Origin of the sequence: Geminocystis sp. (assembly GCF_041753295.1) — a bacterium.
Lineage (GTDB): Bacteria > Cyanobacteriota > Cyanobacteriia > Cyanobacteriales > Cyanobacteriaceae > Geminocystis.
The window spans coordinates 1-26,927 of the sequence record NZ_JBGSUU010000050.1; the positions used below are offsets into that span (position 1 = coordinate 1).

20 protein-coding genes and 2 pseudogenes are annotated in these 26,927 nt (G+C 32.1%); 12 read left to right on the top strand and 10 right to left on the bottom strand.

What is annotated here, in order from left to right:
• Positions 1 to 130 precede the first annotated feature (130 nt).
• Positions 131 to 940, top strand: a complete 810-nt coding sequence (locus ACEW8E_RS04965; protein ID WP_373479284.1) for a MamI family restriction endonuclease — start codon at positions 131 to 133, stop codon at positions 938 to 940.
• Between the two features lie 17 nt (positions 941 to 957).
• Here ACEW8E_RS04965 and ACEW8E_RS04970 read toward each other — a convergent pair whose 3' ends face one another.
• The 3 genes from ACEW8E_RS04970 to ACEW8E_RS04980 form a co-directional block, all read right to left on the bottom strand.
• On the bottom strand, positions 958 to 1,929 hold the full coding sequence (locus ACEW8E_RS04970; protein ID WP_373479236.1) for a site-specific DNA-methyltransferase: 972 nt from the start codon (positions 1,927 to 1,929) through the stop codon (positions 958 to 960).
• Positions 1,930 to 1,946: 17 nt separating this feature from the next.
• On the bottom strand, positions 1,947 to 4,835 hold the full coding sequence (gene uvrA, locus ACEW8E_RS04975; RefSeq protein ID WP_373479237.1) for an excinuclease ABC subunit UvrA: 2,889 nt from the start codon (positions 4,833 to 4,835) through the stop codon (positions 1,947 to 1,949).
• A gap of 130 nt (positions 4,836 to 4,965) precedes the next feature.
• Positions 4,966 to 5,769 (bottom strand): DUF6816 family protein, encoded by an 804-nt coding sequence (locus ACEW8E_RS04980; protein WP_373479238.1) that lies wholly within the window; start codon positions 5,767 to 5,769, stop codon positions 4,966 to 4,968.
• A 69-nt stretch (positions 5,770 to 5,838) separates the two neighbouring features.
• Here ACEW8E_RS04980 and ACEW8E_RS04985 point away from each other — a divergent pair, with 69 nt between their 5' ends.
• The 9 genes from ACEW8E_RS04985 (at position 5,839) to ACEW8E_RS05025 (ending at position 12,622) form a co-directional block, all read left to right on the top strand.
• The gene (locus ACEW8E_RS04985) at positions 5,839 to 6,240 is read left to right on the top strand and encodes a hypothetical protein (protein WP_373479239.1); all 402 of its coding nucleotides are present in this window, start codon (positions 5,839 to 5,841) and stop codon (positions 6,238 to 6,240) included.
• Positions 6,241 to 6,454: 214 nt separating this feature from the next.
• Entirely contained in the window at positions 6,455 to 6,637 is a 183-nt protein-coding gene (locus ACEW8E_RS04990) for a CsbD family protein (RefSeq protein WP_373479240.1), read from the top strand.
• Between the two features lie 568 nt (positions 6,638 to 7,205).
• Complete coding sequence (locus ACEW8E_RS04995) at positions 7,206 to 7,601, top strand: hypothetical protein (RefSeq protein WP_373479241.1); 396 nt, start codon at positions 7,206 to 7,208, stop codon at positions 7,599 to 7,601.
• 118 nt (positions 7,602 to 7,719) lie between these two features.
• Positions 7,720 to 8,064 (top strand): hypothetical protein, encoded by a 345-nt coding sequence (locus ACEW8E_RS05000; protein WP_373479242.1) that lies wholly within the window; start codon positions 7,720 to 7,722, stop codon positions 8,062 to 8,064.
• A 74-nt stretch (positions 8,065 to 8,138) separates the two neighbouring features.
• The gene (locus ACEW8E_RS05005; protein ID WP_373479243.1) at positions 8,139 to 8,999 is read left to right on the top strand and encodes a BON domain-containing protein; all 861 of its coding nucleotides are present in this window, start codon (positions 8,139 to 8,141) and stop codon (positions 8,997 to 8,999) included.
• 137 nt (positions 9,000 to 9,136) lie between these two features.
• Complete coding sequence (locus ACEW8E_RS05010) at positions 9,137 to 9,754, top strand: signal transduction histidine kinase (STHK), LytS (protein ID WP_373479244.1); 618 nt, start codon at positions 9,137 to 9,139, stop codon at positions 9,752 to 9,754.
• Positions 9,755 to 9,822: 68 nt separating this feature from the next.
• The gene (locus tag ACEW8E_RS05015; RefSeq protein ID WP_373479245.1) at positions 9,823 to 10,305 is read left to right on the top strand and encodes a CsbD family protein; all 483 of its coding nucleotides are present in this window, start codon (positions 9,823 to 9,825) and stop codon (positions 10,303 to 10,305) included.
• A 156-nt stretch (positions 10,306 to 10,461) separates the two neighbouring features.
• A complete protein-coding gene (locus ACEW8E_RS05020; protein WP_373479246.1) occupies positions 10,462 to 10,617 on the top strand; it encodes a lmo0937 family membrane protein in 156 nt (51 codons plus the stop codon).
• A 76-nt stretch (positions 10,618 to 10,693) separates the two neighbouring features.
• Entirely contained in the window at positions 10,694 to 12,622 is a 1,929-nt protein-coding gene (locus ACEW8E_RS05025; protein ID WP_373479247.1) for an ABC-F family ATP-binding cassette domain-containing protein, read from the top strand.
• Positions 12,623 to 13,007: 385 nt separating this feature from the next.
• Here ACEW8E_RS05025 and ACEW8E_RS05030 read toward each other — a convergent pair whose 3' ends face one another.
• The 6 genes and pseudogenes from ACEW8E_RS05030 to ACEW8E_RS05055 all read right to left on the bottom strand — a co-directional run.
• Positions 13,008 to 14,489 (bottom strand): NADH-quinone oxidoreductase subunit M, encoded by a 1,482-nt coding sequence (locus ACEW8E_RS05030; RefSeq protein WP_373479248.1) that lies wholly within the window; start codon positions 14,487 to 14,489, stop codon positions 13,008 to 13,010.
• 62 nt (positions 14,490 to 14,551) lie between these two features.
• Entirely contained in the window at positions 14,552 to 16,423 is a 1,872-nt protein-coding gene (locus ACEW8E_RS05035; RefSeq protein ID WP_373479249.1) for an NAD(P)H-quinone oxidoreductase subunit F, read from the bottom strand.
• A gap of 177 nt (positions 16,424 to 16,600) precedes the next feature.
• Entirely contained in the window at positions 16,601 to 16,741 is a 141-nt protein-coding gene (locus ACEW8E_RS05040) for a hypothetical protein (RefSeq protein ID WP_373479250.1), read from the bottom strand.
• Positions 16,742 to 16,761: 20 nt separating this feature from the next.
• A pseudogene (locus tag ACEW8E_RS05045) lies at positions 16,762 to 17,223 on the bottom strand (AhpC/TSA family protein); the annotation flags it as partial.
• A gap of 364 nt (positions 17,224 to 17,587) precedes the next feature.
• Complete coding sequence (locus tag ACEW8E_RS05050; RefSeq protein ID WP_373479251.1) at positions 17,588 to 18,217, bottom strand: type 1 glutamine amidotransferase domain-containing protein; 630 nt, start codon at positions 18,215 to 18,217, stop codon at positions 17,588 to 17,590.
• Between the two features lie 374 nt (positions 18,218 to 18,591).
• A pseudogene (locus tag ACEW8E_RS05055) lies at positions 18,592 to 18,860 on the bottom strand (ABC transporter ATP-binding protein); the annotation flags it as partial.
• A 218-nt stretch (positions 18,861 to 19,078) separates the two neighbouring features.
• On the opposite strand from ACEW8E_RS05055, the gene ACEW8E_RS05060 reads away from it, so the two are divergent.
• Positions 19,079 to 19,270, top strand: a complete 192-nt coding sequence (locus tag ACEW8E_RS05060; protein ID WP_373479252.1) for a hypothetical protein — start codon at positions 19,079 to 19,081, stop codon at positions 19,268 to 19,270.
• A gap of 304 nt (positions 19,271 to 19,574) precedes the next feature.
• On the opposite strand, the gene ACEW8E_RS05065 is transcribed toward ACEW8E_RS05060, so the two are convergent.
• Positions 19,575 to 20,069, bottom strand: a complete 495-nt coding sequence (locus tag ACEW8E_RS05065; protein ID WP_373479253.1) for a hypothetical protein — start codon at positions 20,067 to 20,069, stop codon at positions 19,575 to 19,577.
• 367 nt (positions 20,070 to 20,436) lie between these two features.
• Here ACEW8E_RS05065 and ACEW8E_RS05070 point away from each other — a divergent pair, with 367 nt between their 5' ends.
• Positions 20,437 to 26,625, top strand: a complete 6,189-nt coding sequence (locus ACEW8E_RS05070; RefSeq protein WP_373479254.1) for a hypothetical protein — start codon at positions 20,437 to 20,439, stop codon at positions 26,623 to 26,625.
• Positions 26,626 to 26,927: the final 302 nt, after the last annotated feature.

Sequence of the window (26,927 nt, forward strand, 5' to 3'; positions counted from 1 at the left end):
GGAAGTAAAGCCTGTGGAGAGTCAAACCAACTTAGTGGCAAGTCTATTAAGGATTCGGTGAAGCAGGAAGTGAACGTCCATCCCATGAAGAGTGGGGATTTACTCTTATGAGTAGATTTGAGTAAGTTTTATAGAGCGGCAACATTTAGCATCTTTAATAACAGGAATTAAAGGCAGAAAAACAGGGGCAAGAGGAGATGATTTAGAAGATGGCACAGAGGTTAAATCTTGTTCAAGAATTGATCAAATGGATAAGTGCAAAGACTGTCAATCTCCCGTTGCTAGAAGTGAAATAATATGTTCAAATTGTGCCTCATCTAATATTGAAAGAAAAGAAGATTCTAAGTGGTTGTTTACTATTAGAAATGAAAATGATTTAAAGGTTTTAACAGATGATATTAAGAGAATACTTTTAATTTTAGCTGATTATCCCAATTTTGCTCAACAAGATTATGAAACTCTAAGATTTCAGGCTTTTGAGATTTGGAATAATAGTAACAGACATATTCGATTTAAGGAAATTATGACTAATTATTATCATCAAATTTATTTAGTAAATAAAAGTAAAAATCCGAAACAAACACCAGCACCTCAAAATTTTTGGCCTTATAAATATCAATTTTATCTTTGTAATCCAATTTTGACTTTTTCTTGTTTAGTTAGTCAAGCATCAACGAATCCTCAAATGATCATTAATCATTATATAGATCCTCAACAAAATAGATCTAATATAAAATCAATTATGATGCCTATAAAACTATTAAATAAAGAAGAAAAATTATTAGTAACAGATTATTTACAGTTAGATGATAGTCAAAAATTACCTGAATTTATTGATGAGAAAACTAGACAAATATTATCTTTAAGAAAAGTAACTATAGGTAATAGTTCTCAAAAAGAATATTTGAGATATTCAGCTACAAAACAAAATAAAAAATAAATCTTAATTCCATGATTTTAACAAGATAAATCCAGCATAAGTTGATTATTATTGATCAGATTTTTATTGTCTATATTTAACTCGTAATTATTGCTACGTAAAATAAATTTATATTCATCAATTCTATGGTTAATAACCTTAATATATTTGTCTTCTTTTTCAATGCCTATATAATTTCTTTCCAAATTTAAACAAGCTAAAGCCGTTGAACCTGAACCCATAAAAGGATCTAAAACTATGTTATTTTTATTGGTACTAGCTTTAATAATTCGCTCAATTAACTTAAGTGGTTTTTGTGTTGGATGGTAACGTTTTTCTTCATAAAAATTAATATCTTCCCAAACATCTGTTACGCCCATTTCAATATTAAAAACTTGTGCAATATCTTCATAAGGATATTCAAAATCAAGAATTTTTTGTAATTTTTCCCACATTTCTTTAGTCGGTACTTGAGCTAAAATATTATCCCCCGTATAAAGTGACCACATTCCACCACCATTAGATTTTACTCCTAATTGTTGATTTATTTCTAATGCTGTTAGCTCTAATTTTTTTTGTTTTTCTTTAAGTAATTTTCTAATAAAAGGTTTACTATCATAAATAAAAAATAATAAACTTTCGGTAACGTTAGGAAACATTTTATAATTTTTTGTTGCTCTACCACCAATAGCTTTTATCCCTTTATTAATAATTATTTGTTGTCTAAAATTAAATCCTAAATTAATCAAAGGATGGTATAAATAAAATAAATTTCTTAAATATCCAAATAAGTATAAACTACCCGATAATTTAATTACTCTTGTTATTTCAGAAAACCATTGTAAACACCATTGTAAATAATCTTCTTCAGTGCGCCATTGATAATCCCATTTTTGTTGTATCACTTTCCAATAAGGTGGATCTAAAATAATTAAATCAATGCTTTTATCAGGTATATTTTTTAATATTTCTATACAATCACCGTGAATAATTTTGTTTAAGTATTTCATTATTAATAAATTGATAATTATAATAGTTTTTTAAGGTATTTTGCGAGGTAAGATTTTTTAGATTTAGCAATTTTTTCAGGTGTGCCAATAGCGATTAATTCCCCTCCTTTATCACCCCCTTCTAAACCTAAATCGATAATCCAATCGGCACATTTTATCACATCTAAATTATGTTCAATAACGATGATAGAATTACCTTTATCTGCCAATTTTTGCAACACATTTAATAAGTGGTGAACATCATAAAAAGATAAGCCTGTAGTTGGTTCGTCAATTAAGTATATAGTTTTACCCGTGGCACGGCGAGACAATTCCGTAGCAAGTTTTACCCGTTGCGCTTCACCTCCTGATAAAGTGGGTGCAGATTGCCCTAATTTGATATAAGTTAAGCCAACATCCACTAAAGTTTGTAAACGATTTACCGCGCGAGGGATATTTTCAAACACCTTTAAGGCTTCTTCCACTGTCATATTTAGCACATCGGCGATGGAAAATCCCTTATACTTAACTTGTAAGGTTTCACGGTTATATCTTGCACCCTTACAAATATCACATTGTACATAAACATCAGGTAAAAAATTCATAGAAATTACATTAACACCTTGCCCTCCACAGGCTTCACATCTACCGCCTTTAACATTAAAAGAGAATCTTCCAGCTTTATAACCTCTGGCTTTGGCTTCGATGGTTTCCGTGAATAACTCTCTAATCACATCAAAAACTCCCGTATAAGTAGCAGGATTCGATCGAGGAGTGCGCCCGATGGGGGATTGATCAATTACAATAACTTTATCAATAGCTTCGATGCCTTCTAATGAGTCTAAGTCTTTGGGAAAAGGTACATTACGACTGAGATAATGTTGTAGAGAAGGATATAATAACTCATTGACGAGGGTGGATTTACCGCTACCAGAAACTCCGGTGACACAGACAAATTTACCTAAAGGGATTTCTACATCAAGATTTTGTAAGTTATTGCGATGACAGTTTTTCAGAGTTAAAAATTTACCGTTGCCTTCTCTTCTGGTTTCAGGGATGTCAATTTTTTTTCTCCCTGATAGATAAGCACCTGTTAAAGATTTTTCACACGTCAAAAGTTGTTGAAAATCGCCTTGCATAACAATTTCGCCACCATGTACTCCAGCTTTTGGGCCAATATCCACGATATAATCAGCAAACTTGATCGTATCCTCATCATGTTCTACAATAATTAAAGTATTGTCGAGATCTCGTAATTTTTTTAAGGTTTCTAGTAGGCGATCATTATCTCGTTGATGCAAACCGATACTAGGCTCATCTAAAACATACAATACTCCCGTTAATCCTGAACCGATTTGAGTCGCTAATCTGATACGTTGCGCTTCTCCTCCTGATAAAGTCATGGCAGTTCGATCTAAACTAAGATAATCTAAGCCAACATTTAACAAAAATTGTAAACGTGTTTTGATTTCCTTTAAAGCTAATTCACCGATTTGGGCTTGTTTAGGGGTTAACTGTATATTATTGATGCGATTAAGACATTCACCAATGGAAACGTTAGTTAAATCATAGATAGAATATTGTCCTAATTTTACCGCTAAGGCTTCGGGTTTAAGGCGTTTACCATGACAAACTTCACAAGTTTTATACTCTAAATATTGCTCTAATTTTTGTTTCGCAACTTCCGAGTTACTTTCTTGATAAGTTTTATCTAACATGGGAATCACGCCACGATAATAACCATATTGAATATTTTGAATTTCCTTATCACCGTATAAAACGATGTGCTGTTGTTGAGGTGTTAAACTATTCCATGAATCGGTGAGTTTGAATTTATATTCTTTGCTGACATATTCTAATAGTGACAAATAATAGGGGTTATCTTTTTCAGCCCAAGGTACGATGGCATTGATTATTTTAGCGTGGGGATCTGGTATGATTAAATCGGGAGAAAACTGCCTTAAACTACCTAAACCGTGACAATTTGGACAAGCACCATAGGGTGAGTTAAAAGAAAAAAGACGGGGTGATAACTCTTCCATCACCGCTCCATGAGTAGGACAAGCGAATTTTTCAGAGAATACGATACTTGCCCCTAAATCCTCAATACTGGGGACTTTTTTTTCCCCCAAAGTTGGAGGATAGAGGCTATTTTCCTCCCCTTTAGAAAGGGGAAACCTCCCGACTTCGTCTCCCCCCTTAGAAGGGGGGAGAGGGGGAGTAAGAATCTCTACAATAGCGATACCTTCGGCAATTTTTAAACAAGTAGAAAGAGAATCAGCTAACCTTTCTTGAATGTTGGGTTTAAGAATAAGTCGATCAACCAAAACACTGATATGATGAGATTGTGATGCTTTTAGTTCAATATTATCGGCTAATTCTCGAATTTCGTTATTAATCTTAACTCTAACGAAGCCTTGCGATCGCAAACTAGATAATAATTGATGATGATTGCCTTTTTTTCCTCTGACAACAGGCGCTAATAAATGTATCTTAGTCTTTTCAGGTAAAGATAAAACTTGATCGCACATTTCGTCAATGGTTTGAGGTGTGATAGAATGATCACAGATTGGACAATGAGGAGATCCTGCTCTACCATAGAGTAAACGTAAATAATCGTAAATTTCTGTAACCGTACCTACCGTCGATCTGGGATTATGGGAAGTGGACTTTTGATCAATAGAAATAGATGGAGATAAACCTTCAATACTGTCAACATCTGGTTTATCTAATTGTCCTAAAAATTGTCTTGCATAGGAACTCAATGACTCTACATATCGGCGTTGCCCTTCAGCGAAAATAGTATCAAAGGCAAGGGATGATTTGCCACTACCTGAAACTCCCGTAAAAACAATCAATTGATTGCGGGGTAAGTCTAAATCGATATTTTTTAAATTATGTTGACGTGCGCCACGAATACGAATCATTTTTTAAATCAGGAATTATTAATTGTGGAGGTGAATGGTATTTTAATTGTAGGGATGAATGGCATTCACCCAAATATTCACCCAAATATTCACCCAAGTATTTATCGAAAGATAATAGTAAATAATTTACTTATTTTAACTCAAAGTTAGACATTTTTTTATGTAAATCTAAAGTATAATAATAAAGTGCAACTGGCTGGTCAAAAGCGATAAAATAATCAGGATCTTGAGGAGATAAATAAATAGCAGTAACTTGTTTTCCTTGAATATAATCAGGGTTTATTAACTCATATTTAGTGGTAGTTTCTACTAAGTTTAAATATACACTATTCGGACGACGAAAAAATTGTCTAGTTATTTCGCTTGTGATAAATTTATCTTCGGAAACAATTTCTTGTTGTCTGCCAATTACTGTAGAAATTAGTTCGTTTTCTCCTTTAAATTTAGTAATTTGTTCCGTAGAATTATTTTTATTTATTATTACTTCTTTGACATTTTCTTCTCCTAAATATGCTTGTGAGATCGCTAATCCATTAAAAGCTCTATCTGGGATGATAACTGGTTTTTTATGGATAATACTGGGGATAAAATTATCATTTTTAGGATTAAAGATAGTGGGAATAAATTGTACAAAAAAAGTAATATTTTTATCAATATATTGTTCATTACTATCAAAAGCGGGGGTTTTAAATTTCGGAGACAGAGGGGCGATTTGTTGTTTTAAAGTGGACTTAACATCCCATTTTCCTTCAAACCAAGAGGGAAAAATTAACTCTTGATGGGGAGTAGGTAAAGAAAGCTGATGTTCCCAATGAGGATATAATGCTATTCTATCAGTCAAAATACCACTATAAGCAGGATAAATATTTAAAAAAAAAGTAACAAATAATGCTATAGTCAATACTAAACTTTTTTTGATAAAATTATTATTCATTAATATAAAAATTACTTTTAACCTTATTTATAAAAATTAATTAACTTATTATTAACTATCAATTAATCTATGACACTAACACTAAATAACTTAATTTTAATGGCAGAAGATGAACTAACACAGTATAGCACTGATGCTCGTAAAATTGAAAAATTAAGACGAAAAATTGGCATTGCTTTAACTTTGAAAGAGCAACAAAAATTAAAAGAAGAATTATTAACAAAAATGCCTCAAGGATTCTGGGCAAAAAAATTAGAAAAAGAGCGTCAAACTTTTGCTTTACCTTTTTGGGGTATCGCTGGTTTAGGTTTATTATTAGGTATTTCTTCTCAACAATATTTAGATTTTTTAGCACCTGTTATTGCTTTACCCATTGCGATTAAAATACAACAAGTAGGATGGAAATTTCAAGCACAAACTTTATTGTTACAAACTTTTGAAGATATAGAAAAAAAGGTTAATAACGGATAAATACAGAAGATAAATAAATCGAAAATGCTACGGCTTTCTGGTTAATTATAGGGAAAAAAAAGAAATTAACAAATATTAAGCTGGTATTAAGATTATTGTTAATTCGTTAAACCAAAAAATTAGCACCTATAATGAGGACGTACGCAAGGTTGTTAAACTGACTCAACTAAGTGATTCTCAAATTCAATTAATGAAATTAAAAAAGGAACACATTATGAGTATGAAAGATAGAGCAAAAGCAACAGCGAAAAATGTTGAAGGTAAACTTCAGGAAGTAGCTGGAAACGTTACAGGTGATCCTCAAGCGCAAGCAGAAGGTAAAGCAAAACAAGCGGAAGCAAAAATTCGTCACACCACAGAAGATGTGAAAGACGAAGTAAAAAAAGTTGTTGATTAATTCTTTATCCCTCTAAAAAAGATAAATAATTAAAATCGCTTTTTCATCATAAGACAAATTTATTTCTAGTAGCAGATGGCGTGAATTAATCCATTAATTCGGTTAACAAAATAATATAAAATTCTCTTTTTATCAAACTTTTATCTACAAAGGTTTAAACTCGAACTCGTTTTTAAAACTATAATTTTGTTTAGGTACTTAATATCTAACATCGATAAATTTATTTGTCGATATACGTTATCAGGTGCTAGAAATATTTTGCTTATGGAAACATATTAAGTAATTAATTACTGTGAATAAATCATAAACATTGTTGAATAATATCAGCAGTACTTTTGCACCGATGCAATAGATTATGAATAATTAATAATTAAATTTTCAAGGTATTAATACTATTAAATAAGTGTTGATTTATTTGAGAATCTAATTTTAAATAACCATTTTTTAGTGAAATTCACGTTAATTATTAATCACTAATACATAATCAATCCAATTATTTTTGGAGTTAAAAATGATCTCATTTACAAGGTTACGAAACTTATTTTTCAAGACAAGTTTAGTTATATTGTTGGCAACAGCGACAACTTTTAGTTTTGCTTCTGAATATAGTTGGGCTAAAACTTTAACCCCTTTGGTGAGTCAACCTCAAACCTATATTGCCATGAATAAAGTTGAGGAAATCGGCAATGATATTAAAGGAAAAATGGGGGAAACTGTTAGTAATGTATCAAATACTTTTGATAATATTACAGATAACTTAAAAAACAAAGATGAAATTTTGGAACAAGGTAAAGAACTTAAAGCTGAAACTTTAGAGGGAATGAATAATAGTATTCAAAATCCAGACTATCAACCCAGTGGTAAAACTAAACAAGCTGAAAAAGAAGCCATCAAAGGGAAAAAAGAGATAATGTCTGAAGCTCGTGATGCTTTAAAACAAAATACACAAACAAATAACTACTAAAGCATTTAGGGATTGTGGACTTTTAAATTAATAAAAATAACTCATAATCTTTGTTGCTTTTTGGATGAGTGCATGAAGATAAAGTAAACATACAATCAATTTTACCTACCTATTTATTATGTCAACTCAAGTCTGTAAAACAAATTCTTCTGATTCTGATAAAGATCTTAAATCATTAGTATTACCTGAAGAACAACAAGGTAATGAATTAGATGATTCACCTACTCCTGATAGCTATGATAATCATATCGTTCCTGCAGAAACCGCCGCAAGAAAAGAGCGTGAAGGTGATGATTTTAAGCATCTGAAAACACACCCTGAAGGATCAGAAAATATTGAAACAACTGGTGGTTATACCGTTGACAAAGAAGGTTTAGTGGATAACTTTGCTATTGAACCTGAAATGTATTATGACACCCCTGGGGATTTATCCAAAAAAAAATCTAGTAAAAAGAAAGTTTAGGAAGAAATTACTATCATCAAACAATTTTTCAAGATTCAATATAACCATCTTATTAAGATAAGGAAGATACTGTTATGAATCCAAAAGATAATAAAAATTTTACCCGAGTTATTCATCGAGAATACACTGATCCTCAAGGTAATATTCGGACTGAATACAAAGATATTAAAGGTAATATTTACACTGAATATCTGGATAGTCAAGGCAATTTTCACACTGATCAAAATCAATCAGTTAATGGAAAATTGGCGGACGCACATATCCAAGATGTACGGGTGGAACACGCTGATAAAAATATATCTAAAGGCTTACTCATTGGTGTTATCGTCACTACGGTGGCAGGTTTAATAGCTGGAGTAATCTACTTTTTAAATGATGTGAATAATCCTCAGCCTGTATCTATAACCAATATTCCTGCCGAAAAACCAGAAAAAAATGATCCCTCACCGCCTCAAATAAAAGTTGTAGAGAAAGAGGTAGTTAAAATTGTACCCGTAGAAGTACCCGTACAAACATCCCCTACCGTAGTAGAAAAAGTGCCACAGGCTCAAAATAATCCTTCAACGGTGAATAATAATATCACTGTTAAACCTTCGGAATCTAATCCACCACCGAAAGAAAGTAGCACTAAAACACCGGCGGCTAAACCTGCTCAAAATCCTACGCCATCGCCAACAAAACCTGTTGTTATACCATTATCCAACGATAATGCAATCAAAAATGATGGTGATCTTAAAAATGAAATTTTGAAACAGTTTAAAAATAATTTACCGAATAATCAATTAAAAGTTGATGTTAAAACTGGTGTAATAATTGTGTCAGGAAATGTTGACTCTCAAGAACAAATACAAAAAATTGAACCTTTACTTAAATCTGTAAAAGGCATTAAAAAACTTGAGATAAATGCAACTATCGCTAATGGTGTGACGAATTAATCAGAAGAAACCTCAGTTCGATGGTTTGAATATCTGATTAAGGCAGGTTTCAGGTTTCAGGTTTAATACTCTCGAACTCAGGTAGAAGAAATAAGTAATAAGTAATTTCAAATAATAAATAAATTTTAGGAAAAACAATGATTTTAAAAAAACGTGCAGTGGGTACATTTTCAAATTACGAAACAACGGAAGTTGCCCTTCGTGATTTAAAAGAAAATAACTTTTTGATGGAGCAAATTTCTGTCATCGGAAGTGACATCAAAAATGAAATTGAAACCACAGGAGTTAACACCAGTGAAGATCTTGTCAATATCAATAATTTGCGTACTGATAAAAATAAAGCCTCGGAAAATGCCACTGATGGCGCTATCGCAGGTATAACCTTAGGCGGTTTTACTGGTTTGTTAGTTGGTTTAGGTGCGATGGCAATACCCGGAGTTGGTCCTGTAATGTTAGCAGGGGCAGCCGCTACCGCTTTAGCAACAACCCTTTCTGGTGGTGTTATTGGTGGTGCTATTGGTAGTCTAGCTGGTGGCTTGGTAGGTTTAGGTATTCCCGCAGATCGAGCTGAGGTTTATAGTGATCTGATTTCTGACGGTAATTATTTAATTATGGTGGAAGGATCAGAATCTAATATAACCCTCGCTGAAACAATTTTTAGTAACCATGACATTCATGATTGGTACACCTACGATTTACCCAATGAATCGGTATTAACTCCCAAGCCAATTTTGACTGATTACTCACGGGTATAAAACAAAAGTTTATTTCATCAAAAGACCAATTTTCAATTATTTTTCATTAATTTTTTAAGGAGTTCAAAATGATTTCATTTAGACAGTTTCGTCGCTTTTTTGTAATGGCAAGTTTAACTTTGTTAATTACCTCCACTGTAACTATTACTTTTGCACCTTCTCAAAGTTGGGCCGCTACAACCTTTACAAAATTTACCAGTCAACCTCAAATTGCTATGAATCGTGTTGATGCTATCGGTAAGGATATTGAAGGCAAAACTCAAGAACTCAAAGGTAACATTACAGGTGATCCTCAAGATCAATTTATGGGTAAAGCCAAACAAGTTCAAAGTGATGCTATTAATGTCGGAGAAGACATCAAAGACAATATGAAGTTGAAAGGCCGTTCAAAAGCCATCAGCAAAAATATTGAAGGTAAAGCACAAGAATTAAAAGGTAATCTTACAGGCGATCGCAAAGATCAAATAGTGGGAAAAGCTAAACAAACGGAAAGTGAAGGCAGAAATGTAGTAGAAAACTTGAAAGATAAAGTTCAAAATATTTTCAACTAATCGTCAACAATCAACAATTCTCAGAATTTAAGCAAAAAAACGAATTTAAGCCCTTACCCTAAAATCTGGTTCTAGTTTAATAGCTTTTACCTCCAAACTTGGGGATTAAGGAGCTAATTCGGTAAATTGCGTTTTAGTAAATAAAATTTAAAAATTATGTTTAACTTAATTTGGACAGCAGTTGGAGTACTTTTGATTCTTTGGTTATTAGGATTTTCGATCCACATTGGTGGTGGGTTAATTCACTTACTCCTAGTATTAGCACTTATCGGTATTGTTTATAACTTATTTATTGGTCGGCGAATAGGTTAAGTTAATAAGGTATATTAACAATGGAGAAACAATTATAATGAGACTCTGTTAATCATTCCCTATTTTTACCGATCACATGACTATTATCACCATTCAATCACTAAAAAAAGATTTCGGCATTAAAGAAATTCTCAAGGATGCTAGTTTCAGTATCGACGATAACGATAAAGTAGGTTTAATTGGGGTTAATGGTTCAGGTAAATCAACCCTCCTCAAAATCTTATCAGGATTAGAGCCTTATGATAGTGGAGAAATGGTGGTAAAGTCTGGGGCAAAAATCATCTATCTTCCTCAACAACCCGAAATTGAACCAAATAACACCGTTTTAGAACAAGTTTTTGCCTATAGTGGCGAACAAATGCAGTGGATTAAAGAATATGAAGATTTATCACATCATATCGCCCATGCTGATAGTGTAACCCAAGAAAAACTACTAGATAAATTAGCAAAAGTGACAGAAAAAATTAACGCTGCTAATGCTTGGGATGCAGAAACTAACGCCAAAATTATTCTCGATAAACTGGGAATAAGTGATTTTGATGCCAAAATGGGAGATTTATCTGGGGGTTATCGCAAAAGAGTAGCCCTTGCTTCGGCTTTAATGGCTGAACCTGATTTATTATTAATGGATGAACCTACTAACCATCTCGATGCTGAATCAGTACAATGGTTACAAGAATATATGCAAAAATTTAGCGGTGCAATTTTCTTGATTACCCATGATCGTTATTTCTTAGATCAGGTTACAACTCGTATTCTGGAAATTGATCGAGCTGATATGTACGGTTATGCAGGTAACTATAGTTATTATCTTGAGAAAAAGGCTCTAGCTGAGGAATCTGTGGCTAGTAGTCAAAGAAAACATCAAGGAGTACTTAGACGAGAATTAGAGTGGCTTAAAAAAGGACCTAAAGCCCGTAGTACAAAACAAAAAGCTAGAATTGATCGTGTTTATGACTTGAAAGATAAAGAGTTTAAGCAAACTCAAAGCAAGGTAGAAATTGATACCCCTAGTCGTCGTATCGGTAAAAAAGTCATTGAATTAGATAATATTAGCAAATCTTTTGGCGATCGCACAATAATTAAAGATTTTACCTATGAATTTGCGCCAGATGATAGAGTGGGAATAATTGGCGGTAACGGCGTTGGTAAGTCAACTTTGATGAATTTAATTATGGCAAAAATAGAGCCAGATAAAGGGAAAGTAGAAATTGGTAGTACAATTCATATAGGCTATTTTGATCAACATTCTGATGATTTAATCACCGCAGCACAAAATGAACAACGAGCCATAGAATATATAAAAGATGTGGCTACCTATATCGAAACCTCCGATGGTAGTCAAATTAGTGCCTCACAACTGCTAGAAAGATTTTTATTTACTCCTAATCAACAATATTCTCCCATTGCTAAACTTTCAGGAGGAGAAAAACGTCGTTTATTTTTACTGAGGATGTTAATTAGTAATCCGAATGTATTAATTTTAGATGAACCTACTAATGATTTAGATGTCCAAACTTTAGCAGTATTAGAAGAATATATCGAATCTTTTAAAGGTTGTGTAATTATAGTATCTCATGATCGGTACTTTCTTGATCGCACGGTAGAAACAATTTTTGCCTTTGAAAGTAATGGTAATCTGCGTCAATATCCGGGGAATTATTCAGTTTATTTAGACTATAAAAAGAAACAAGAAAAAAAATTACAAGAAGAAAAAACAGTTAATTCTAAAATTACTAAACAAGTTAAAAATATTGAAGAAAAAGAGAGTAAATCTAGTACAACTATCCGTAAAATGTCAACTTATCAAAGAAGGGAATTAGAGAAATTAGAAAAAAAAATTATTCCTGATTTAGAAAGTAAAAAAGTTGATGTTGAAAGTAAATTACATAGTAATTCTGATGATTATGAAAAACTCCATCAGTTAACACAAGAATTAGCTAAAATTAATGAAAATATTGATAAAGCCACAGCAAAATGGATGGAATTATCAGAATTAAGTTAATTTAATATAAAGTAAGTTGGGTTGAATTTATTTCATAAAAACCCAACATTTTTAGTCTTATTTTGTCTAAATATTAAAACATTTATGAATTGTGGACTTGAAAATTAATAAGAATGACTCATAATCTTTGTTGCCTATTGCCTTTTATCTTTTATATCTTACCTTTTGCCTTTAATAAAATAAATATACAATTAATTTTACTTACTTAAAATATCATTTTTAATAGCTATTCTACAATAGTTATAATAAATTCAGATAAAATAAACGATATAAAGTTGTTACTATAAGAATTAACAATTAACTAGGTTATAGATTTAAAGTTTACATTTCACCTTATACCTTTTTTTAAAGATAATTTATCCCGAAAAGAAATAACATCGCCTTTTTAATTTTTATAAGTTATTGACTGTTGATTTCCGTATAAAATTGCAGTAGCTTCAGTTTCACTCCAACGAGTCATTAAGTTTGGTTGTAAACCGAAAATAACGATTAAAAAAGCAAGAAATAACGCTGGTATTCTTTCACTCCATAAAACTTTTGGTAGATTACTTAACTCAGGTGTAAGTCTGCCAAAAAACACTTTATTTACCATTAATAAAAAATAAACTGCGGTTAATCCAGTGCCAACTAAACATAGTAAAGTGGGGATAGGGAAAATAGGGAAACTACCTCGAAATACCAGAAATTCTGAGATAAATCCTACCATGCCCGGAATCCCAGAACTAGCCATTACTGCTACAATCATTAAACTACCCGTAACAGGTAAACCTTTTTCAGGATTAAGTAAACCCCTTAAATAATCAACGTCTCGACTGCCTGTTTTTTTGTAAACGATACCCACAAGAATAAATAACATTCCCGATATTAAGCCATGACTTACCATCTGTAAAATAGACGCATTAATACTTAGTCTTGTCGCCGCTGCCGCCGCTAATAACACATAAGCCATGTGCGCAATGGAAGAATAAGCGACTACTTTTTTCATGTCTTTTTGGGCGATGGCACAACAAGCACCATATAAAGCACTTATACCTGCTAAAATCGCTAAGTAAGGTGCACAAACTACCCAAGCATCTCGGAAAAAACCGATACCAAATCTTAATAAACCATAAGTGCCAAGTTTTAGTAATACTCCAGCCAATAAAACAGATACAGGTGTACTGGCTTCAACGTGCGCATCAGGTAGCCAAGTATGAAAGGGAAAAATGGGGATTTTAATAAATAAACCAATTAAAAGGGGGATTAATAGCAAAATTTGGCTATTTACTGTCAAAGAATGGGATTTTAAAGGCTCAAATGCAAAAGTTGATTCTCCACTTAACCACACTAAACCGAGGAAAGAAATTAAAACTAAAAATCCTGATAAGGCTGTATAAAGTAGAAATTTCATGGCAGCATAACCTCTTTTTGCACCACCCCAGACGGCAATAAGAAAATATAAAGGCACAATTTCAATCTCATAAAATAAGAAAAATAAGAGTAGATTTTGTGCTAAAAATGCTCCTGATACTCCACCACTTAACAGTAACATCATCCCATAATAAAAACGAGGACGTTGTATATCTTTTGGGGTAATATAAACAGCAATTAAAGTTAATAAACTATTGAGACAAAGGAGAGGAAAAGATAAACCATCAATGCCTAAGTCATAGCCTAAGCCTAACCAACTTAACCAAATAAAACTTTCGCTAAATTGTAAGCCAACAATGTCAGTTTGAAAATTAAAGCCTAAAATAATATTAAGAATAACTATTATTCCTGCTGTTATTAGAGCAATATTGCGATAAATTAAGGTATTTTTAAAACTAGGTAAAAAACAGATGATTATGGAAATAATTATAGGAATCCAAATAAATAAACTTAACATTTTTATTAATAAATAAATTAAAGACAGTAACAGGTTAGGAGAATTTTCTTAATTCCTGATTATTAAAAGAATGACCAAAAGTTGATAATATTTTGCCATTGTCCGCTTAAAATTGACCACATTAACAAACTAACGCCGATAATAATAGTTAAGATGTAAAATTGTGATTGTCCCGATGTGTTATATTTAAGAGTATTACCACTAAAAACTGTGACTAAGCTAACGAGATTAACTACACCATCAATGACATAGCGATCGCACCATGTGGTAAATTGAGCTAAATTAGAGATAAAAGCCACCACAGTAACCTCGTATATTTTATCAAGATAAAAATCGTAAGCTAATAAATCTTGAATAACACGAAGTGATTTTTGTATCGGGCGATTCCACCCTCGTCTTAAAGGAATAAAAGCACCAATAAGACAACCAATCAACCCTGAAACCATGATTAAAGGTAAACTATAAGTCACAATCATTGAAGAGAATGTAGTTGAACTTAAAGAATAATTTAAAGTTAGAAAAGGAGCAAGTAAAGTGATGATAGTTAAAGATACCATAGGAATCGCCATTTGCCAAGGCACTTCTGGTGCACGTTTTGTTTTTGGTTGGGATTTACCGAGGAAAACTAAACGAAAAACTCTGGTGAAATTGACAGCATTAACTAAATTAACGATAAGTAAAATTATTAATAACCACCAAGTAACTTTTAAGTTACCGTTAAACCAACTGCTAAAAGTCGTTAACATTCCTAAAGGTAATAAAGCGATAATTCCAGCACTTCCCGTCATATAGGCTAATGTAGTGCAAGGCATTTTTGACCAAATTCCCCCTAATTCCGTGATATTTTGACCACTGGTTGTTAAGATGATAGAACCAGCACTCATAAATAATAAAGCCTTTGCTACTCCATGAGTAAATAATATCAAAAAAGCAATATTAACATGACCTAATCCTACAGCAATAAAAACTAAACCAAGATAAGCGCTAGTAGAATGGGATAAAGTACGTTTGAGATCAATTTGTGCTAAGGCAATTAATGAGCCACCAATGGCGGTAATTGCACCGATAATAATTAAAGTATCCGTTACTACGGGAGAAAGATTGAATACAGGTTCTAATTTTATTAATACATATGCACCAGCAGATACAACGATAGAGTTACGCATAATACTAGCAGGATTTGGTCCTTCCATACCTTCGTCAAGCCAGAGATTTAAAGGAAATTGAGCGCATTTACCTATGGGTCCTGCGATAAGAGCTAAACCGATTAATGTTATGGTAAAAGGAGGTAATGGGGAAGTCTGTGCCCAATTTTGTAGTTGTGAAAAAGTTAATCCTGCACCATCAGAAGAAAGTGCCACAATACCCATTAATAATAAAATATCCCCTACCCTTTTGGTTAAAAAGGCATCTCTAGCCGCAGTAACAACTAAGGGTTGTGCATACCAAAAACCTACTAACAAGTATGTGGAGAGTGTTAGTAATTCTAGTAACCCATAACTTAGTAATAGAGAATCACTTAACGCAATACCTCCTAAAGCTGCTTCAAAAAATCCCATTAAACCAAAAAATCTGGCGATCGCCCAATCTTTCTCCATGTAACCTAGTGCAAATACTTGAGCTAATAAACTAATACCCGCAACTAATTGTAATGCACCGACACTAACGGGAGAAATTTCGATAGCCAAAGATAAATCTAAATCAGCAATGGAAAACCAAGGAAAAACAATACTTTGAGTAGGTTGTTGCCAAATATGACTAAAAACGACACCATCATGAATAAATGATAATAGCGTCATAAATATATTAATATAAGCGGCAGGACGTGGCCCTGTTTTACGAATAAAACCAAAACACCAAGGAAGACTAAAAACCGCTCCTAACAGACCATATAAAGGTACTAACCAAATATATTCTACTAAAAAATTTATCATCCCTGTTTTTATTAATAAATCATCACAACATAATGAATCAATCTTATAGCAATGTGTTGATGTCTGATCAGATTTCTCTATAAAAAATCATAATACCATTGTAAATTTTCTATAATCAAACTAGATTTTAGATTTTAGGTTTCAAATAATTAGTTTATAGAACCCATTTGGTATCTATTAAATGTAAGTTATAACATTATCATAAGCAAAGACAAAAGAGTTAATGTTCTCGTAATAACGGATTTCTATTTTTCCTTGATAATAAACAAAATCCCTAAGGTTAGGATATTTTTCTTCAACACTTTGATTGTTACTCATAATTTCGTTGTGTTATCTAATTATGTTAATGTTTTTAAAAATATCAGAGGATTACTCATATTTTCGGCAAATCCTAATATTCCTTTATCTCGATATTCATAAATTAATTCTCCTTCTTTGTTAAAAAGAAAAGTTCCCCCTCTTTGAGTCAAATATTTGTCATTTGGTACATAAGTTTGCCAATGTTTTAAAACCTCAACCATATTCTGAAGACGTAGTGTTGCCAACTCAAAAGGACGTTGATAATTTTTTCCTGCTATGTTAAATAATGAGCCTTTAATCATCGGTAAAGGTTAAATATTGATTGATTCATTTTCCTTAAATAATGATGGTGCATTTTTATCTCCTATATAACCTCGCAAAACCTCTTTCAAAGTGCCCTTACTACCAATTCCCGCACACATTAATAATAGATTTAACCAAGCATTTTGTGTCGCTGAAAAAAAAGCTAAATTCCAATTTAAACCTTGATATAATTTTAATTGTCAATGTATCTATAGCCCAAAATACAACTGATTGTCCTGTAATTAACGGTGCAACCAGATGTGACTTAAAAGGTAAAAATTGCCGTTATATCAATGGTGCAATTAAATGTGATAATTAATTATTCTATTAGTTATTCGTAAGAAAAAAGGCTATAAGAAGTATAATCGTCATTACCATTTCTCAATTATTTGCTGACGGTATCGAATAGTTAATTTATACGATGAATAAAATATATAAACACATAAAATTTATAGAAGATTCTCACCAGTATATTAATACGAAGATAGGAGAAGAATACTCGTCAGCTACTAAGTTTATTTCTCAGTTTTATCCTCCACTACCCTGAACAATAGCGTTGCACTATTTTAAGGAGGTAATCAGTAAATTAGCGACGGCTTCACCAGATGCTGGATTTTGTCCTGTAATGACTCTTTGATTTTCCACTGCAAAAGTAGCCCAAGGCTCATCAGCTTTCTTGTAAATAGCTCCTCTTGCTACTAATTCAGTTTCTGTCAGGAAAGGTATAAATTTATCAAGTTCCACCAGTTTCTCTTCTTCATTAGAAAATCCAGTAACTTGTTTATCTTTAATTAATAACTCTCCATTAGATAACCTAATATTTAACAAGCCTACAGCACCATGACAGACGGAACAGACAAAACCACCCTTTTCATAAATTTTTTGACTAATAGCTTGTAATGCTTCATTGTCAGGGAAATCCCAGATCACCCCATGTCCACCCGTATAATAGATAGCAATATAATCATCAGGATTAACTTCACTGGGTTTAAGTGTAGTTCCAAGACGGTTCATAAATTCTTTGTTCTGATACCATTCCCAATCAATGGATTCTGCCATTGCAAGACTGTGGGGATCAATCGGTGTATATCCTCCTTTGGGGCTGACGTAATCAACTTCATAACCTGCTTCTTCTACTTTTTTGACAAAGTGAACTGCTTCCCCTAGCCACAAACCAGTAGCTCGATTCAAATTAGGATACTTTTCAACACTGGTTAGAACGATAAGTATTTTATTACTCATTATATTTTTTTCTGCTTGTACTTGTTCTCATTGTAACTCTGTCATCTCTATTTTCCTCAGTTCTCCAATGTAATGTCATTAGGTTTATTATCCCGTTGGTTTACTAATTTAAAACCAATGGCTACTAGAATATGTCATTTATGAAGATTATCATTATTTAAGATGATATTATAACTTACATTTAGTAGATACCAAATGGGTTCTATAGACATCAAATTACATAAGTTTTTTTCTTTCAGTTAATTTATCTATTAGACTTAGACTATTTTATATTCTTCTTGTCTTCCTGTTTCCTGCTTCCTATCTCCTTTTATTCTAGGAAATTACCATTTATCAACTATAATTTTTTCTTTTTTTTTGAGGTTAAAAACATCAGGATTTACGGATTCAATTTTTCCGTTTACCATACGCCAACAGTTATCAGCTATATCAACTAGATCTGAAGCATCATGGGTGACGACAAGAAGAGTCCAATGTTGTTTTAATCGTGATAATAGGTTAACTAAATTTTCTTTCATGAGCCAGCCGTTGGCTCATCTAAAAGTAAAATATTAGGTTGACGAATCAAATGTACTGGTAAGGATAATCTCTTAGTGTCCGCACTGTGGTTTTATGAAATTATTTTGTTTAATGGGAAATTTAAGCCAATTTTTAAGCCATCTGTACTTTAGCATATTTTTAAATGTTGTTTGGGATAACTTCATTATAGGAGATTTAATTATGATAATTAGTAATAATAATTAGTGGTAAATATTTTTATGATTTGTTATAATATAGTAAGAAAAATCTGATAATTAGGAGTAAATAAAGATGAATCAAAGTACTGTTACCAGTGAGTTAGAGAATAAAGTTTATGATTATGCTATGGTAGTAAAAAATATCCTTGATGAGATGGTATTAAATGAAAATATCGATAATGAATTGTTATTGATGTTTGAGGATTTGGTAGGGGGTGAAATAAGGTTTTACCAACGTACTTTAATTAAAAGAGATTTAGCTTAAGGGCTTCGGTTAGCCCCCCCTGAGCTATAGGTAATGGTTAAGGGTAGGTGGTGTACATTTTTTCTAGTTTTTATTGCAGGGAATTAGGAGTAAGGGTCTGAGTCATCTAGGGTGATAGATAAGCTATAGTCTTCTTGGTCATCATCTGTAATGTCTGAGATTCTGTAAAGTAATTTATCAATGATTATTAAGGTGTTGGTGACTTCTTTAAAGTTTGTGAAACCTATGCTTGAGCTACGGATAAGTTTTTTAAGTAGTTGTAATCCTTTTTCAAGGTCTTCTGTGAGTAAGTGTATGGTATCCATTATTTATTTTGTAGGTATTGGTTTATTTCGTTGATTTCAGGGATATATGAGGGATTAATAAAGCTATAACTGCATTTACTGATAGTTGTAAGTAAATTATTGATGGAAGTTGATAAAATAGATTCATCTTTCATTGCTCGGGTAATCTTGGTTAAGGCGATTTGTCTTTGGATACTATAAACATATTCTTTGATGAGGTCTTTGACTAGGGTTTCTGTGTTATCAATATTAATTTCTGGTAATAAAGTTTCGATGCTTTCGGGGTTAAAGTCTGCGGTAATTTCTTCTAATTCTTGTAGTAAATGGTATCTTCGATGAGTTGCTAATTTTGAAGTACTGATAGTAAAATTAAATGATTGACACATTTTCTGTATTTTGTCTGCTCGTTCTCCTTTGATAAGTAGTTGGTCTATCCTATCAAGTAATATTCTTCCTTCTGCTCCTTGCTTTTCTAAGGCACATATCTCACATTTATTACTACGTTTTCCTATCATTTTTCTATTCCCTTTTATGTAATTTGTGTAAAGTATATATAGCAATAGTGAGCGTGGTTACATTAATCTGTACGGGGGGGTGTGAAGGTGTCGGGGGTTATGGTGTAAGGCTCAAGAATTATTTATCTTGTTTTTTCTTGGTATTCTGCGTATAAAAGCTATTAATTATAGAGGTATCTATATAGGTTTACTACTATACATTGATTAAAGTATATGGATAAAGGTAATAAGGGATGTTTGGGGAATTGCAAGTAAAAAGATAAGAGAAAAAGTACCAATGATTTTCGCCCAAATCTTTATTACTGATAAATATATTTAATTTCCTCCTAATTTTTGGAGGTTTTTTTCTAAATACCCCGTAACTTTTATGAATCAAAGATTATTACTTTTTAAAGCACTAAAGGAATATAAAGAGTCTGTCCTTCAAGGTGTAGCTCTAAATAAGTTAACGACTGCTGAACTTGAGAAGATACATCAATATATTAAAGCTAATGAGGGTAGCATAAAAGAAAACATTAAGATTGACAAGAAGAATATTGAGAGTCTGATAAAGAGAAATAAATTGTTAAAACAAAAGTCTGATATAGATAAAATGACTTTTAACCTTGAAGTAGTACAAGGGGATTTATTGGAGAAATATTTAGTTAATCAGCAGAGAATTAGGGATAATAAAAGAGATTTAGTAGTACAGCGAGGGGCAATAGGTGGTAAACCCTCTTCTTTACTAACTGGCTCGATCATGTTTGTTAGGGAGTTGGATAAAATAAGGTTAGATAGCTTTAGGGAATTACGGCAACTACAGGGATTAAGGAAAGGTAGCATAAGAGAAATAACAGGTAAGGGTTCAGATAAGGTTAAGCCGTTACAGGAAAATATAAAGGTAATTATTGATAAGTTATCGAGCCAAGTAATTGATAACCAGAAGATTAAGGAAGATATAATAAGACAGGAAGCTAAGAATTATACTACTCGATTAATGTTAGAAATACCTAAATCAATTAGAGATGGTTTTCAAGGTATAATTAATAATAGTAATAATAATATTTTAGGTGGTAATAAACTTAGTAATATTCAGTCTGCTTATCAGGGTTTTGGTGAAAATATTAAGGCGGTATATGAGAAATTAGCTTCTATAAATTTCCTTAATAAGTCAGGAATTACTAATCAAAGTACTGAGGTAATTAAAAGATTTTTAGGGGATAATGTAGGGAAGTTATTTCAGGAATCTATTAAGTCTGTTCTTGGGGATATTAAACAGGAGATAAAGGGTTTTTTTAATGCTCTTAAGGAGTCTATTAATAATCTTAATAATAGTATTCAAAATAAGTTACCTAGAGCTTACCTTGATATAGTTAGAGAGATTAATAATATTCAGAAAGATAGGGATAAAAGTAAGGAAAATACTAAGAATGAGATAGAGAAATTAAAGGTAACTAAGTCTGTTCTTGGTGTAGATAATATCCTTAATAAGCTAGAACAAAAAGTTAATAATTCTGTGGATAATCCTGACCCTTTTGCGAGGGTTAATGATACTATTGCTACGGTAATTAATGGGGTAAAATCTGGTATAATTGATAAGCAAATAGCTTCTTTAATTCTTAGGGATAAAGCTGAGGAGAATTTAACTAATATTAGTGAGAAAGGGTCTATTCTTAGATTTATTGAGGGTATTGTAAATGATTCTAAGGATTTGGTAAATGGGGGTAATGATAAGGTAAATGAGGTTAATAAAACTGTAAGAGATACTGATAAGGAAACAGGTAAATATGAGGGGATAATTGAGACTTTAAATAGTGATAAAGTTAAGGCTATTGTAGCTAATGATATTCAGTTATTACAGTCTGTTAATCTTGCTATTACTCAAACTAAAGATGCTATTAATTCTTTGGAGTTTAATCGGGTAAATGCGATTGCAAAGTTTAAGGCTAGTTTTGCTGATATTGATAATGATTACCTCGATATTTATTCTAATTCTCTTAATAGTAATTTTGAGAGTACTAAGGAAATAATAAGTAATCAATCAGATAGTTTTTTGGCAAATAGGAGAATACTAGAGCTAGAATTGCAGAAAACTAAGGAGTCTGCTACTGCTAAGATTGATTTTATTGATAGTAAAATTGCTGATATTGTGTCCGCTCCTGTGCCTATTGATAAAGCATCGATGGAGACTGACAGGGAAGAAAGAAAGGTAAAGATTGCTAAATTAGAGTTTGATAAACAAGAACTTGAAAAGTCTGTTAGTAGTGTTGAGGATAAATTAAAAAACTTAGGTGATTTATTTGGTAAGGTATTTAGAGAAATAGGTGATAGTGTTACTGATTCTATTAAGGGATTTTTTGATGGTATAATTGATGGAAGGGATAATGCTTTAGATGCTATTCGTGATATTCCTAAACTCATTCAAAAGATACTGGTACGCAATCTTATTGATAGATTTATTGCCCCTTTCTTTAAGCCTTTTAGTGAACCTGATAAAGCTAAGGTAGTATTGCAGAAGTCTGTTATACCTTCTATTGATTTTGATAAGGTAGGGGTGAAGTTAGATAGATTTATATTAGAACTATCAGAAAGTTACAGCAAACAATCTGAGGTTGTGGCGACCCAGTTTGATAATGTTGTTAGTAGTATGGAAGAATCTACTCTTAAGTTATTGGAGAGGGTAGAGAAAATAAAGGTTGATTTTCCTTTTGATGAGCTAGATAAATTTTACACTGATTTAGTGGATAAGTTAGTTAATACTATAAACCTTGAAACTGTTAATAATTCTATTGTAGCTATTGAGGGGATTATTAAGGGTATTAGTGGTAAGTTAGATAAACTGGTAGTAATTAAAAGTAATCAAAATAATCAAAATCAAAGTAATCAAGGTAATCAAAGTAATCAAAGTAATCAATTATTTATAAAAGCTATACAAGGAATTATTAATGATGATAATGATGATGATGATGATGATGATAAAAAACCTAAGAAGAAACCTAAGAAACCTAAGAAACCTAAGAATAAACCTAATATTGATGAAAGAAATGTTTACACTGTAAGTGATGGGGCTGTTAATGAGGGTGGGGTAATCATTCATGAGGTGGTGGTGTCTGATTCTGATAAACAAAGGGTTTTACCTTTAGCTTTTGAGGATATAAAGACTAGCCCTGATGATTATAGCCAAGATGTTACGGTGTCTAATAATGTAAAATATAATGGTGATGATATTATTGTTCCTCCTCATGTTACAAGTTTTAATGTTTTGGTACAGACTAAGAAAGATTATGAGGACGAAAGCCCTGAAAATTATAAGTTAAAGGTGGGTACTTTAGGGGCTGGTTATGGGGTGATTAGTGATGAACCTGATATTTTTAGTGATATGGGGGATATAGGTGGCGATATAGGTGAATTAGGTATTACTGGGGTTTTTGGTGGTTTGTTATTGTTTTTAGCTAATAAATTAAAAGGTTTTGGTAAGGATAAAGATTACAAATATGATGATGATGATGATAATGATGATAATGACGGTAATGAACAAGGGGGGGAAAGTCTTGATATTGATGAGACTATACAAAAGTTACTTGAGGTTGCTTCACAGTTAGAAGATTTATTTACGGATAATGAACTGGAAGGTATGAGAAGGGCTGTTAAAAATAAGAATATCCCTAAAATAGTTCGTATTATACGTCATAGGGCTTATGAGAAAGGGGAGGGTAGAACTGTTGATGACCAATTAAAAGATTTAGGTGTCTCTTTTTTTAAGGATAATGCACTTAGTTTGTCTGGGGGTAATCAAGGATTTACTGAACTCTATAATGTCTTTGTTTCTCTTAATAATACTTTGTTAAGTACTAATAGCTTATTACAGACTACTAATAGTTTATTGCAGAGTTTAACTGTAGCTAACAATGCTTCAAAAATACCTAGTGCAGTTAATCAAGGAGGTATTAAGTCTGCTTTTACTGACATCTATAATCCTAAGAGTAGCATTAATAGAGCTTTTAATACTCCTTCATCACCACTAGCAAATATTCCTAAAGTATCTAATACTTCTCCTAAACTTCCTCCAGTAGTTTCTAATGTTTCTAATATACCTGTCTCTAATCTTCCTAAAGTACCTGTTGTAAATACTCCTAAAGTATCTAATAATTCTGTTGTAGTTCCTAAGAATCAGTTTAATAGTTTAGGTCAACAAATCCCTAATGCTGTTTATGAGCAATTGATAGATGCTCCTGATGGTTCTACTACTCGCTTAAAGGTTGGTAAGGATTTTAAATACTTTATTAGGACTGCTAATAATGTTGCACAGACTACTTTAAATTCTAAATATACTCCTTCGGGTTCTACTTTGCAATATACTGTAGCTCTTAATAAGCAAGGTTTACCAGTTCTTACTAATGCTGGTATGCAGTTTATACCTACTAATCCTACTGCTAATAATCCTAAACCCGTAAGTAATGAAAATAAGGGTAATGTATCTGTAACTTCTGTAACTCCTAATCCTGTTGGTAAAGTTTTAAGTAATGTTATGACTGCTGATGATAATTTTTGGTCTTGGTTAGCTAATGGTATTTCTAGTAATAAAGATACTAGGTCTGCTGAAATATGGTTAAGAAAAGATGGTAATGCTGAGAAAATAAGAAAAGCTGGTTTAACGGTAGGGTTCATTTTATCTTTAGTTCAGTCTGGGGGGTTATCTGGTATTGCGGGGGCTGGTGCTAGGGGTGTTGGTTTTTTAGGTGCTTTTAAGAAACTTTTTGGTTTTAATAAAGGTGGTACTGTGGGGGGTGATGGTTTAGTTAATGCTGCACTTACCCCTAATGAGTTAGTTATTCCTGCTAGTCAAGCTAAAACTATTGGTTATGATAATTTAGAGTTCCTTAATAATCTTGATAAGGGTCATGTTTTCTCTGGTGGTGGTACGGTTAAGGGTGGTAATTCTTATTTAGGTGATACTATCCCTGCTATGCTTCATGGTGGTGATTATGTGCTTAATAATAATACTTCTGATATATTGGCGAACCATGTTTTACCTAAGTTCATGGGGGGGATTTTTGGTCAACAAGATTACTCTAAATACAATGATAATAGCTTATTTGGTCTTAGTGGTTTAATGCCTTTTATCGGTGGTTTGGGTACTCTTGGTATGCAATTATGGGGGATTATGAATCCTACTCCTGACCCTAAGAAAGCTAAAAAGTTACAATATAAAAGGATTGAAGCCTTTGCTTTATTAAATGAGTTAGAGAAAACTGAAGGGGCTTATTTAAAGGATAAAGACGGTAATCCTACTTACCATCAAACTCGTAATAAAGGTGGTGTTATTAAGCCATTAGCTACTGGTGGTATTTTTGGGGATTGGGGAAAATTTGATGTTGATTTATCTGGTGTAGATACAGGATTAACTAATAGAGGTGATGGTAAAGTATTATATAATTCCTTATCACCAAAAAAGAAAAAAGGTTGGTTAGATTATTTACCTTCTTTAGCTATGACGGGGTTAAGTTTCTTAGCTGGTAAGAAAAAAGATCCTAATCAAGAACAAGAAAGGATAGCAGAGAAAGAAAGAATTAAGTCTTTAACTGCGTTTGGTAATGATCCATTTTTAGCTAATAAAAGTACTGCTGATTGGATAAGGAAACGAGGGGATATTTTAGCTGTTACTAAGGGGTTATTGTCTCAGAAAGAAGTTAAAGAATATGGTAAATTAAATAAGAGAAATACTGGGGGGATAATAAATTATTTACCTGATAATATTAAGAGTTTACCTAATCCTAATTTATTTACTGAGAATTTAACTAAGGGTAGAATTTTTAAAGGTTCTGGTTTACTTCAGGGATGGGGTAATAGCAGTCATGGTGATATAATTCCTGCTAAGTTAAGGTCTGGGGATTATGTGATAAATGCTAATTCTACTAAGATTTTAAGAAGAAATAATCCTGATTTATATAGGAGATTAGTAGGTTTTAATACGGGTGGTTTATTTGGTAATAATAATGATTTAATTAAGGCTAGTAAAGTTATTGATAAACCAATAGATTTAACTCCTTTTTCTTTGTGGGGTAAAACTAAAAAATTCTTTAAGAGTATTAAGCAAAAATTAGGTAATTTTACTAAGGATAATAGTTTAGTAAAAAATGTTTTTAAAAATGTAAAAAAGTCTGTTTTATCTATGTCTGAGTTAGGGGGTTTTAATTACTCTGATACTAATGGTTTTAAGGATTTAGGGGTAAATATAGATAGTTTACCTTATAGTTTGGGTATGGATTCTATTAGTTCTTATGGTGATGATTCACAAAGGATAATTAATAATATTAAAGATATTGAGTCTGTACCTCGTTCTGTTGGTTCAGCTATGGATAAAATACCTGAGAGTTTTGCTCGTGCTTTTAATGATTCTAATATGACTCCCCAAGAGGTTAAGGTAGATTATAACGTTAAGACAATTAATAACATTGATTATGTATCTAAGGAAGAATTTATGGCTGGTATTAATTATGCTAGTCAGGCAGGGGCAAATATAATTCAAAATAAACTTAAGTTTAACCCTAATTATCGTAAAAATCTGGGGTTTTAGGTTATGGTAGCTAATGGTAGTAAATCAAAGCTAATGTAATGTGATGGTAGCTAAGTCTGTTAATGCCTAATTGTTAATTGTTACTGTTAGAAATACCTGATATTGATATTATGGTTTTTAGTATATTTGTCTTCTAAGCGATATAGTGTTGTCCAGAATTTCCTTGTACTGACATTTAAGTTATATTTAAAGTCTCCTGATACTTTATTTGTTACTATGATTAACTTTTTGTATTCTTTTGTTTTTGCTGTGTAATTAGCGTACATGAATAATACTGAGATGATGGTTAAGCTTATGATTGA

Coding starts and splice junctions, on each gene's coding strand:
- uvrA (WP_373479237.1), bottom strand. CDS start 4,835: ATGATTCGTATTCGTGGCGCACGTCAACATAATTTAAAAAATATCGAT.
- ACEW8E_RS05015 (WP_373479245.1), top strand. CDS start 9,823: ATGATTTCATTTAGACAGTTTCGTCGCTTTTTTGTAATGGCAAGTTTA.
- ACEW8E_RS04990 (WP_373479240.1), top strand. CDS start 6,455: ATGAGTATGAAAGATAGAGCAAAAGCAACAGCGAAAAATGTTGAAGGT.
- ACEW8E_RS04985 (WP_373479239.1), top strand. CDS start 5,839: ATGACACTAACACTAAATAACTTAATTTTAATGGCAGAAGATGAACTA.
- ACEW8E_RS05000 (WP_373479242.1), top strand. CDS start 7,720: ATGTCAACTCAAGTCTGTAAAACAAATTCTTCTGATTCTGATAAAGAT.
- ACEW8E_RS05025 (WP_373479247.1), top strand. CDS start 10,694: ATGACTATTATCACCATTCAATCACTAAAAAAAGATTTCGGCATTAAA.
- ACEW8E_RS04980 (WP_373479238.1), bottom strand. CDS start 5,769: ATGAATAATAATTTTATCAAAAAAAGTTTAGTATTGACTATAGCATTA.
- ACEW8E_RS05030 (WP_373479248.1), bottom strand. CDS start 14,489: ATGTTAAGTTTATTTATTTGGATTCCTATAATTATTTCCATAATCATC.
- ACEW8E_RS05070 (WP_373479254.1), top strand. CDS start 20,437: ATGAATCAAAGATTATTACTTTTTAAAGCACTAAAGGAATATAAAGAG.
- ACEW8E_RS05005 (WP_373479243.1), top strand. CDS start 8,139: ATGAATCCAAAAGATAATAAAAATTTTACCCGAGTTATTCATCGAGAA.
- ACEW8E_RS05065 (WP_373479253.1), bottom strand. CDS start 20,069: ATGATAGGAAAACGTAGTAATAAATGTGAGATATGTGCCTTAGAAAAG.
- ACEW8E_RS05035 (WP_373479249.1), bottom strand. CDS start 16,423: ATGATAAATTTTTTAGTAGAATATATTTGGTTAGTACCTTTATATGGT.
- ACEW8E_RS05020 (WP_373479246.1), top strand. CDS start 10,462: ATGTTTAACTTAATTTGGACAGCAGTTGGAGTACTTTTGATTCTTTGG.
- ACEW8E_RS04970 (WP_373479236.1), bottom strand. CDS start 1,929: ATGAAATACTTAAACAAAATTATTCACGGTGATTGTATAGAAATATTA.
- ACEW8E_RS05010 (WP_373479244.1), top strand. CDS start 9,137: ATGATTTTAAAAAAACGTGCAGTGGGTACATTTTCAAATTACGAAACA.
- ACEW8E_RS05060 (WP_373479252.1), top strand. CDS start 19,079: ATGAATCAAAGTACTGTTACCAGTGAGTTAGAGAATAAAGTTTATGAT.
- ACEW8E_RS05040 (WP_373479250.1), bottom strand. CDS start 16,741: ATGAGTAACAATCAAAGTGTTGAAGAAAAATATCCTAACCTTAGGGAT.